Below are 6,537 nucleotides of genomic sequence, written 5' to 3'. Positions count from 1 at the left end.
CCCGACACCCGGCTGGGGCGGCACCGTCAACCTGGTCGCGATGGGCGGTGCCATCACCGAGGACGTCGACGAGGACGCCACCGCCTTCTCCCGGGCCGGTGCCGCCTGGGTCTGGCAGACCGTCGCCCTGTGGGACTCCCCCGAGCAGGACGCCGGCTACGACCAGTGGGCCCGGGACACCAGCACCGCGCTGGCCCCGCACACGCTGCCGACCGGATACATCAACCTCACCACGGACCAGGGAGAGGAGTGGCGGCGCAACGTCTGGGGCAGCGCGGCCAAGTTCCGCCGCCTCCAGCAGGTCAAGGCCGCCTGGGACCCGCACAACCTCCTCCGCTTCAACAAGAACATCGCACCTGCCGCCTCCTGAAGCCGACTGCACAGCAAGGAACTTGAGCATGACCTCCAGCACCACCTCCCGCATCGCCCTCGTCACCGGCGCCAACAAGGGTGTCGGCCGCGCCATCACCCGACAGCTCGCCGAACTCGGCCTGACCGTGTGGCTCGGCGCTCGTGACACCGAGCGCGGGCAGCGGGCCGAGGCCGAACTGCGCGGCCTCGGACTCGATGTGCGCTTCGTCCACCTCGACGTCACCGACGAGGCGAGCGTCGCCCTCGCCGCCAAGCACATCGAGCAGAACGGCGGCCGCCTCGACGCTCTCGTCAACAACGCGGGGATCAGCCGCCCCTGGCTCGCGCCCAGTGAGACGCCGATCGGGAACGTCCGGGCATCCCTCGAAACCAACGTGGTGGGAGTCGTCAACGTCACCAACGCGATGCTCCCGCTGCTGCGCCGCTCGGACGCGGCCCGCATCGTGAACATCAGCAGCGTGCTCGGTTCGATCACCGCCGCCGCCGAGAACCACGACCCCACCTCGGTCTTCCCCGACGGCGGGTTCCCCGCGACCCTCGGCTACACCATGTCCAAAGCCGCGGTGAACTCCCTGACCGTCCACTACGCCAACGAACTGCGAGCCGAGGGCATCCTGGTCAACGCCGTGTCGCCGAACTGGGTACCGACGGACGCCAACGACAACACCGGGATCCTCACCCTGGAACAGGGCGCCCGGATGCCCGTCCGCATGGCCACGCTGCCCGTCGGCGGCCCCACGGGAACCTTCGTCTGCTCCGACGCCACAGGGGACGGAGTGATCCTGCCCTGGTGACCTGATCCAGGGGCCTCGTGGTCCGCACGGGCCGACGGGAAGGGGCCGCGCCTCGCTCGGGATGAGCGGGGCGCGGCCCCTTCCCCGCTTCCGCAGGGGCGGTCGCGCGCAGGCGAGCGACCAGCCCTGACCGTCAGGCGCGATGGCGGGCGTCGAAGTGCACGGAGTGCGCGGTCAGCTTCTCCAGCAGGGTGATCAGCAGGAGCTGCTCGTCCTGGCTCAAGGAGCCCGCCCACTCCTGCTCACGGGCGTTGTGGGCACGGAAGGCCTCGGTGATGGCGGAGCGGCCCTCCTCGGTCAGCCGCAGATGGACGGCGCGCCCGTCATGGGGTGCGCGCTCCTTGGTGAGGAGGCCGTCCTTCTCCAGTGTGGCCACCAGCGCGGAGACCGCGGCCCGGCTCATCCCGGACAGCTCGGCCACCTTCTTGGCCTCGACCGGGCCGGTGAGCCAGACGACGAAGAGCACGCGGAAGCCGGGCCACGACCAGCCGCGCGGCCGGTGGACGGTGGATTCGAGGTCGTAGACCAGCATGTTCGCGGCGCGGTGCAGGCTGAGCACCAGACGCATGGCCACGGGGTCCACGTCCGGCAGCTCCCCGGTGGTGCGCGTGATCGCGTGGTCGATGAACGACCAGAAGTGCAGTTGCTCGTTGTCCGGCTGTTCCTGGGGCACACCGGGAGTCTAGGTCGGTGGCAAAAGTTCGGCCCAGGGGCTTCCCAATCTCCCCGCCCGGCGGTACGGTCCCCAATTAATCAAAGCTTTGATTACATGCCTTGATCCGCTTACAGCAGCATTCGCCCCACTTCAGGGGAACCCACTCCGGACTCGCGATCACCCATCCCGCCCGCTGCCCGACCGGGCCCGGCGTCCAGGGAGTCACCCATGCCCGAAGCTCTCGCTCCCCCCAGCCCAGGCGCCCTGCGCGCCTGTATGTCCCGCTTCACCACCGGCGTCACCATCGTGACGTACGAGGGCGACGACGGCCCACGCGGCGCCACCATGAACTCCTTCACCTCCGTCTCGGCCGACCCGGCACTGGTGCTGATCAGCGTGGCTCGGCGTGCCCGCTGCCACGACCAACTGCTCGACCGGCCCTTCTGCGTGAACATCCTCGGTGCCGAACAGGAGCCGCTGGCCCGGCAGTTCGCCGGCGCCCAGGGCGCGGCCGAGCCCCGGTGGGTCGAAGGCGCCCGCGTCCCGCGCCTCGCGCATCCGCTCGCCTGGGTCGAGTGCGACCCCTGGCGCAGCCACGACGGCGGCGACCACACCCTCGTCCTCGGCCGGGTCACCGACCTCGGCCACCGCGACGGCGACGCCCTGACCTACGCCTGGAGCCGCTTCGGTACGGCGGTCGAGGCCACCGACGGCATCGAACACCTCATCTGACGCCCCCTTTCCCCCAGGAGCACGAACATGGCCGCACGCACCGGCAAGGAATACCTCGAGCGTCTCTCCGCCTCCCGCCCCACCGTCCACATCCAGGGCGAGACCCTCACCGGAGGGATCCAGGACCACCCGGCCTTCCGCAACGTGGTGCGCACCTACGCGGAGTTGTACGACCTCCAGCACAGCGACGCGCACAAGGACGTGCTCACCTACACCTCCCCCACCTCCGGTGAGCCCGTCGGCACCTCCTTCCTCACCCCGAAGACCGCGGACGACCTGGTCAAGCGCCGCAAGGCGTACAAGGTGTGGGCCGACCACAGCAACGGCATGCTCGGCCGCACCGGCGACTACATGAACAGCTCGCTCATGGCCCTGGCCTCCGCCGCCGACTGGTTCGCGCAGGCCGACCCCGCGTTCGGCGAGAACATCCGGCGCTACTACGAGAAGGTCCGCGAAGAGGACCTGCTGTGCACCCACACCCTCATCCCGCCGCAGGTCAACCGGGCGGTGGCGGGCACCCAGCAGGCCAGCGGCAAGCTGGCGGCGCGGATCGTGAAGGAGGACGACAACGGCGTCGTGATCCACGGCGCGCGCATGCTCGCCACCATCGCGCCCTTCGCCGACGAGATGCTCGTCTTCCCGTCGACCGTGCTGCGCGGCACCCCCGAGGACAAGCCGTACTCGTACGCCTTCGCCATCCCCAACGACACCCCCGGCCTGCGCTACGTCGCCCGCGAGCCCCTCGACTACGACCGCCCGCGCCACGACCACCCCCTCGGCTCCCGTTTCGAGGAGTCCGACTGCGTGGTCGTCTTCGACAACGTCCACGTGCCCTACGAGCGCTGCTTCGCCCTGGGCGACGCCGAGCTGTGCAACGGCTTCTACTCGCAGACCTCGTCCGTGGTGCACATGACCCACCAGGTCGTCACCCGCACCACCGCCAAGACCGAGTACATCCTCGGCCTGGTGTCGCTGCTGACCGAGGCCATCGGCATCGAGCAGTTCCAGCACGTCCAGGAGGACATCGCCGAGATCATCGCGACGCTGGAGATGCTGCGCGCCTTCCTGCGCGCCGCCGAGGCCGACGCCGAGGTCAACGAGTACGGCGTCCTCACCCCGGCCTGGGCCCCGCTCAACGCCGCCCGCAACCTCTACCCGAAGCTGTACCAGCGCTTCCCGCAGATCCTGCGCAAGCTCGGCGCCTCCGGCCTGATGGCCACGCCCACCGAACTCGACATCACCGGCCCGGCGGCCGCGGACATCGAGGCGTACCTGCAGTCCGCGACCCTCACCGGCCCCGAGCGCGTGAAGCTGTTCCGCCTGGTGTGGGACACCTGCATCTCGGCGTTCTCCAGCCGCCAGGCGCTCTACGAGTACTACTTCTTCGGCGACCCGGTCCGGATGGCGGGGGCGTATGTGAAGTCGTACGACCGTGAGCCGTACAAGGCCAAGGTGCAGGACTTCTTGAATCAGCACAGCCTGGAGCGTTCCTGATGACGCACCCGCTCGGGAACCCGCCGTCGAAGATCGTGGCGGTTCACCTCAACTACCCCAGCCGGGCCAAGGAGCGCGGTCGCGTCCCGAAGCAGCCCTCGTACTTCCTCAAGCCTCCGTCGTCGCTGGCGGGGACGAAGGAAGCCATCGTCCGGCCTGCGGGCTGCGAACTCCTCGGCTTCGAGGGCGAGATCGCGCTGGTCATCGGCTCGCGTGCGCAACGCGTGGCGCCGGAGGACGGCTGGTCGTACGTCCGCTGGGTCACGGCGGCCAACGACGCGGGCGTGTACGACCTGCGGTACGCGGACCGTGGCTCCAACCTGCGTTCCAAGGGCGCCGACGGTTTCACGCCGCTCGGTCCGCGTCTGCTGGACGCCCGTCAGGTCGACCCGGCCGGGCTGCGCCTGCGGACCTGGGTGAACGGCGAGCTGGTTCAGGACGACACCACCGACACCCTCCTCTTCCCCTTCGGGCAGCTGGTCGCCGACCTGTCGCGGCTGGTCACGCTGGAGCCGGGGGACGTGATCCTGACCGGCACGCCGGCCGGTGCCTCGGTCGTCCGGCCCGGTGACCTCGTCGAGGTCGAGGTCACCGCGGGCGAGCTGTCCACCGGGCGGCTGCGCAGCCCGGTCGCCGAGGGCGGCCCGCTCGCGCCGTACGGGGCGATGCCCAAAGCCGATCCCGCCGAGCGCGAGGCCGCCTACGGCACGGCGTACGAGCCCGAGCCGCTGCTCGACCCGCGGCTCGCGGAAGGGCTGCGCTCGGTCGCCGTGGCGACGCTCAGCGCGCAGCTGCGCTCGCGCGGCCTGCCGCACATGTCGATCGACGGCGTACGGCCCATAGGCGCGGGCGGTCTGGTGGGCGTCGCCCACACCCTGCGCTATCTGCCGCTGCGCGAGGACCTGTTCAAGCGCTACGGCACCGGCATGAACGCCCAGAAGCGGGCGATCGAGGAGCTGCGGCCCGGCCAGGTCCTGGTAATGGACGCCCGGCGGGACCCCACGGCCGGGACGCTCGGCGACATCCTCGCGCTCCGGGCACTACGGCGCGGCGCGGCCGGGGTCGTCACCGACGGAGCCGTCCGCGACAGCGCCGCCGTCGCGGACCTGGGCCTGCCCGTCTACGCGGCCGGCGCCCACCCGTCCGTGCTCGGCCGGCGCCACGTGCCCTGGGACACCGGCGTGCCGATCGCCTGCGGCGGCGCCCTGGTCCAGCCCGGCGACCTGATCGTCGGCGACACGGACGGCGCGGTCGTCGTACCGCCCGACCTCGCGGAGGAACTGATCGCCGACTGCCGCGAACAGGAGCGGCAGGAGCGCTTCATCACCGAACAGGTGCGGGCGGGCGAGAGCGTCGACGGGCTGTATCCGCTGGGGCCGGCCTGGCGCGACGCCTACGAGAACTGGTGCAAGGGAGAGACACAGTGAAGTTCCGCAGCGACCCGTCGGGCATCCGTGGGTCCATCGCCCCGGTCGTCACGCCGTTCACCGCGGACGGCGCCGTCGACCACGACAGCCTGCGCGGGCTGATCCGCTTCCAGATCGAGTCCGGCTCGCACGGGATCTCGCTGGGCGGCTCGACCGGTGAGCCGAGCGCCCAGAGCGTGGCCGAGCGGATCGCGGGGATGCGTACGGCGGTCGAGGAGATCGGCGACCGGGTGCCGTTCCTGCCCGGCACCGGCTCCCACAAGCTCGACGAGACCCTCGAAATCACCTCAGCGGCACGGGAGTTGGGCGCGGACGCGGCGCTTGTCATCACGCCGTACTACGCGCGCCCCACCCAGGAGGCGCTCTACCAGTGGTACGCGACGGTGGCCCGGGAGTTCCCGGACCTGCCGATCGTCGCCTACAACGTGCCCTCCCGCACGGCCGTCGACATCGCGCCGGAGACGGTGAAGCGGCTGTTCACCGACTTCGAGAACTTCGTCGGCGTGAAGGAGACCACGAAGGACTTCGAGCACTTCTCGCGCGTCCTGCACGCCTGCGGCCGCTCGCTGCTGGTGTGGTCCGGTATCGAGCTGCTCTGCCTGCCGCTGCTCGCGCTCGGCGGCGCCGGGTTCGTGTCGGCGGTCGCGAACCTCGCACCCGGCGCGGTGGCGCGCATGTACGAGCTGTGGGAGGCCGGTGACTTCGACGCCGCCCGCGATCTGCACTACCGCCTGCACCCGCTGGTCGACCTCCTCTTCGTCGAGACCAACCCGGCCCCCGCCAAGTGGGTTCTCGCCCAACAGGGCCGCATCGCCTCGGACTTCGTACGGCCCCCGCTGGTCTCCCCCACCCAGCAGGGCCTGACGAAGATCCGCGCGCTGCTCGCCGAGGGCGGCGACCTCACCGCACAGATCGGAGCCGCCAAGTGATCCCCGAGAACCTGCCCCCGGTCATCCGGCACTGGATCGGCGGCGATCTCGTCGACGCCGCCGACGGCCGCACCTTCGACGTCTCCGAACCGGTCGGCAACGCGGTGTACGCCCAGGCCGCACGTGGTTCCGCG

The 6,537-nt window shown here is 70.8% G+C and carries 7 protein-coding genes; 6 read left to right on the top strand and 1 reads right to left on the bottom strand.

Features of this window, described 5'->3' with window-relative positions; genetic code table 11:
* A partial coding sequence (locus BEK98_RS46555; protein ID WP_208643433.1) for a BBE domain-containing protein occupies positions 1-370 on the top strand: 370 nt, incomplete at its 5' end.
* Positions 371-398: 28 nt separating this feature from the next.
* Positions 399-1,166 (top strand): SDR family oxidoreductase, encoded by a 768-nt coding sequence (locus tag BEK98_RS46550; RefSeq protein ID WP_094222869.1) that lies wholly within the window; start codon positions 399-401, stop codon positions 1,164-1,166.
* Positions 1,167-1,299: 133 nt separating this feature from the next.
* Here BEK98_RS46550 and BEK98_RS46545 read toward each other — a convergent pair whose 3' ends face one another.
* Positions 1,300-1,839, bottom strand: a complete 540-nt coding sequence (locus BEK98_RS46545; protein ID WP_244202305.1) for a MarR family winged helix-turn-helix transcriptional regulator — start codon at positions 1,837-1,839, stop codon at positions 1,300-1,302.
* Between the two features lie 210 nt (positions 1,840-2,049).
* On the opposite strand from BEK98_RS46545, the gene BEK98_RS46540 reads away from it, so the two are divergent.
* The 4 genes from BEK98_RS46540 to dapA are packed head-to-tail and all read left to right on the top strand — an operon-like array spanning position 2,050 to position 6,403.
* Positions 2,050-2,553: a flavin reductase family protein gene (locus BEK98_RS46540; protein ID WP_094222868.1), complete on the top strand. Its 504-nt coding sequence runs from the start codon at positions 2,050-2,052 to the stop codon at positions 2,551-2,553.
* Positions 2,554-2,580: 27 nt separating this feature from the next.
* Complete coding sequence (gene hpaB / locus BEK98_RS46535; protein WP_094222867.1) at positions 2,581-4,047, top strand: 4-hydroxyphenylacetate 3-monooxygenase, oxygenase component; 1,467 nt, start codon at positions 2,581-2,583, stop codon at positions 4,045-4,047.
* A complete protein-coding gene (locus BEK98_RS46530) occupies positions 4,047-5,474 on the top strand; it encodes a fumarylacetoacetate hydrolase family protein (RefSeq protein WP_094222866.1) in 1,428 nt (475 codons plus the stop codon). Before hpaB ends, BEK98_RS46530 begins: the two co-directional genes overlap by 1 nt.
* Positions 5,471-6,403 (top strand): 4-hydroxy-tetrahydrodipicolinate synthase, encoded by a 933-nt coding sequence (dapA, locus tag BEK98_RS46525; protein ID WP_094222865.1) that lies wholly within the window; start codon positions 5,471-5,473, stop codon positions 6,401-6,403. Before BEK98_RS46530 ends, dapA begins: the two co-directional genes overlap by 4 nt.
* The last annotated feature ends 134 nt before the right edge of the window (positions 6,404-6,537 follow it).

The organism is Streptomyces diastatochromogenes (assembly GCF_002242805.1).
GTDB lineage: Bacteria > Actinomycetota > Actinomycetes > Streptomycetales > Streptomycetaceae > Streptomyces > Streptomyces diastatochromogenes.
This window is presented reverse-complemented; position numbering and strand designations above follow the sequence as displayed.